4 protein-coding genes and 1 pseudogene are annotated in these 3,638 nt (G+C 65.3%); 1 reads left to right on the forward strand and 4 read right to left on the reverse strand.

Features of this window, described 5'->3' with window-relative positions; all coding sequences use genetic code 11:
• Window positions 1–110: 110 nt before the first annotated feature.
• From rpsG to ACU0BR_RS10310, 3 genes are all read right to left on the reverse strand, one after another.
• Window positions 111–581, reverse strand: coding sequence for a 30S ribosomal protein S7 (gene rpsG / locus ACU0BR_RS10300; RefSeq protein ID WP_446156751.1), 471 nt, complete (start codon window positions 579–581; stop codon window positions 111–113).
• A gap of 12 nt (window positions 582–593) precedes the next feature.
• Complete coding sequence (gene rpsL / locus ACU0BR_RS10305) at window positions 594–965, reverse strand: 30S ribosomal protein S12 (RefSeq protein WP_112321770.1); 372 nt, start codon at window positions 963–965, stop codon at window positions 594–596.
• Window positions 966–1,305: 340 nt separating this feature from the next.
• Window positions 1,306–2,229: a DMT family transporter gene (locus ACU0BR_RS10310; protein ID WP_446156752.1), complete on the reverse strand. Its 924-nt coding sequence runs from the start codon at window positions 2,227–2,229 to the stop codon at window positions 1,306–1,308.
• A 118-nt stretch (window positions 2,230–2,347) separates the two neighbouring features.
• Between ACU0BR_RS10310 and ACU0BR_RS10315 the strand changes: the two genes are divergently transcribed.
• Complete coding sequence (locus ACU0BR_RS10315; protein WP_446156753.1) at window positions 2,348–2,665, forward strand: DUF5818 domain-containing protein; 318 nt, start codon at window positions 2,348–2,350, stop codon at window positions 2,663–2,665.
• A gap of 141 nt (window positions 2,666–2,806) precedes the next feature.
• On the opposite strand, the pseudogene ACU0BR_RS10320 reads toward ACU0BR_RS10315, so the two are convergent.
• Window positions 2,807–3,638, reverse strand: a pseudogene (locus ACU0BR_RS10320) (DNA-directed RNA polymerase subunit beta'); the annotation flags it as partial.

Consider the following 3,638-nt stretch of genomic DNA (forward strand, 5'->3'; position numbering starts at 1 on the left):
GCGCCCTCGGGAAAGTCGGTCTGTGCGGATGTGCGGCGCGGGCGATTTAGCTGAAACCGCCCGCGCCGGAAACCCTCAGTTAGTCAGTGCAGGTGACGCTTTGAAGGCAGTTACCAGCGATAGTGGCTGAAGGCCCGGTTGGCTTCGGCCATCTTGTGGGTGTCTTCGCGCTTCTTGACCGCGGTGCCGCGACCGTTGACCGCATCCGACAGCTCGCCTGCAAGGCGCTCTTCCATCGTGTTCTCGTTGCGGGCGCGGGCGGCCTTGATCAGCCAGCGGATCGCCAGCGCCTCGCGGCGCTCGGGACGCACTTCGACCGGCACCTGATAGGTGGCGCCGCCGACCCGGCGCGAACGCACCTCGACGGAGGGCTTGACGTTGTCCAGCGCCTCGATGAACACCTCGATCGGCGAACGCTTCAGGCGCTGCTCCACACGCTCCATCGCGTTGTAGACGATGCCCTCGGCGACGGATTTCTTGCCGTCGATCATCAGGTTGTTCATGAACTTGGTGAGAACCCGGTCACCGTATTTGGCATCGGGCAGAATTTCGCGCTTTTCGGCGGCGTGACGGCGTGACATCTCGCGCTCTCCTTATTTCGGACGCTTCGCGCCGTACTTCGAACGGCGTTGCTTACGATCTTTGACGCCCTGGGTATCCAGAACACCGCGAAGGATGTGGTAACGGACACCCGGAAGGTCTTTCACACGGCCGCCACGGATCAGGACGACGGAGTGCTCCTGAAGGTTGTGCGATTCGCCGGGGATGTAGCTGATGACCTCGTAGCCATTGGTCAGGCGCACCTTGGCAACCTTCCGCATGGCCGAGTTCGGCTTCTTCGGTGTCGTGGTATAAACGCGTGTGCAGACGCCGCGCTTCTGCGGGCTGCCTTCCAGGTGCATGGACTTGGAGCGTTTCACTTTGGGCTGGCGCGGTTTGCGGATCAGCTGTTGGATCGTTGGCATTGGGTCTCGTTCCCCGTGTTGCAACACATTTCAATTTCCGGGGCGCGCGCACCCCACGTTCGTCTGTCGCGTCATGCGCGTCCGCAAAACGCAAATACCGCATTCGCTCCCCTGAGCGGGAACGACGCGGTGGAATTCCAGAGGATCGGGGCAACCTGGCCCGGATCGTGACCACTCAAGTTTTGGCGTCTCACTGGCGCATATCGGGTAAGAACCCACGCCTGAGTGGGCGCTCTATAAGGGGAGTCGTGGGGGGTGTCAACAGCACCCGCGTGGGCCGACGGGGTGGCGGGGTGGCCGGGTGGCGGGGTGGCCGGGTGGGGCGGGTCGGCGGGCTGCTTCAGCGGCGGCGCAGTCCGACGGGGGCGGTCCGGCGCGCCAGCCGCCGCTCGCGCCACAGGTTGAACGTGCCCGACGCCACGATGATCGCCGCGCCGATCAGGGTTTGCGCCTGCGGCCATTCGCCAAAGACGAAAAACCCCAGAACCAGCGCCGCCAGCAGCCCGCAATAGCGAAAGGAGGCGGTGAACCCGATGTCGCCCACCCGCATCACCATGACGCTGGCGATATAGCCCACCACCACGAACAGCACCGATCCGCTCAGCTTCAGCGCGGCCTGCGCATCGACGGGGGCCCAGTCGATGAACAGGCTGCCCGCCCCCGAAAACACCAGCACCCCGACCGCCGCCGCCAGCGCCACGGTGATCGAGGGCGTACCCGCCGACAGGCGCCGCGCCGCCAGATCGCGCACGGTCACGCAGCCGACCGCCCCCAGCGCGTAAAGCGAATAGATGCTGAAGCCCGCCGTCCCCGGCCGCACGATCAGCAGCACCCCGACGAAGCCCACCAGAATCGCCGACAGCCGCCGCCAGCCGATCGGTTCCGCAAGGAAGAGCGCGGCCACCAGCGTGATGCCCAGCGGCAGGGTCTGAAGGATGGCCGTCACATTGGCGATCGGCATGTGAAACAGCGCGGTCAGGAACAGATAGGCCGCCGCCACCTCTGCGGCGCAGCGCAGGGCGATCAACCCCCGGTCACGCCGCGGCAGCCGGATCGAAAGCCCCCGCGTCAGCGCCGCCCCCAGCGTCAGCACCGCCACCACCGCGACCGAGCGCAGGAACAGCGCCTGGAACAGCGGCATCGTGTCGGCCAGCGTCTTCAGGAAGGTGTCGTTGATGGTGAAGGCGGTCATGGAAATCGCCATCAGCGACGCGCCGCGCGCGTTCTCGCCTGCCGTCGCGGCCGGAGGGATCGGTCTGTCCATTTTCAGGCGTTAGCAGCGGTCTGGCGCCGACGCCAGAGCATGGCGAAACCAATCCGCTTTTGCACGGGTTGTTTCCTCAGGACACGCGGCGGCGAGAAGCCGCAGAACCGGAGGTAACATGACCCTGTCGACCCAGATCACCGCAGCCCCGGCCCTTCGCGCGGGCGGGCTCTTGCTGTTCACGCTGGCGGCCTGCGCCCCCCTGCCCGACCGCGGCATCGGGGCCTATATGGTCCTGGAAGGCCAGATCGTGCCCGGCGCCGAATGCCCGCTGTTGCGGACCGACAACGGCGAATTCTTCGCCCTGTCGACCGTAGGCGCCGACCTCGGCTTGCGCGAGCGCGTGCGCATCAGCGGCCGCCGTGCGGAGATGTCTTTCTGTCAGGAAGGGCAATACACGATTTCCGTCGACCGGATCGATCGACTGCCGGGCTGAACGCCCGCCCCACCCTCCGCCCGCCCGAGCGTCCGCAGCCCTCCGGGCGCGTTTCGCATCGGGCTAATACTCCGATGACAGAACGACGAAAGCCCCGCCGATCGGGCGGGGCTTTCGCATTTCGTGAGATCGGGCCGAGATCTATTCGTCGCGGCTTTCGGGTGCGGCGCCTTCGGCGAAGGGATCGCGCGGCGCGGCGTCTGCCGATTGCGTCGGCGCTTCGAGCGCGACGGCGGCCTCGGCCTCTGCCAGACGCTGGTCGATGACCTTCTGGTCCCGCTCCGTCGCGATGCGGCGCATCTTCTGCGTGGCGCCGCCCGTACCGGCCGGGATCAGACGACCGACGATGACGTTTTCCTTCAGACCCACCAGCTTGTCGCGCTTGCCCTGCACCGAGGCTTCGGTCAGCACGCGGGTGGTTTCCTGGAAGGACGCTGCCGAGATGAAGCTGCGCGTTTGCAGCGACGCCTTGGTGATGCCCAGCAGGATCGGTTCGCCCTTGGCCGGACGCACGCCCTTTTTCATCGCCTTATCGTTGGCCAGGTCGAATTCGGCCTTGTCGACATGTTCGCCCTTCAGGAGCGTGGTTTCCCCGCTGTCCTGAATCTCCCACTTCTGGAGCATCTGGCGCACGATGACCTCGATGTGCTTGTCGTTGATCCGCACACCTTGCAGGCGATAGACGTCCTGAACCTCATCGATCATGTAATCGGCCAGAGCCTCGACCCCCATGATGGCCAGGATGTCATGCGGCGCCGGGTTGCCGTCCATGATGTAGTCACCCTTCTGGACATAGTCACCTTCCTGAACAGGAATGTGCTTGCCCTTGGGCACCATGTACTCGACCGGTTCCATACTCTCGTCGGCGGGTTCGATGGTGATGCGACGCTTGTTCTTGTAGTCCTTGCCAAAGCGCACATAGCCGTCGATTTCCGCGATGATCGCGTGGTCCTTGGGACGCCGCGCCTCGAAC

The organism is Brevirhabdus sp. (assembly GCF_052826345.1).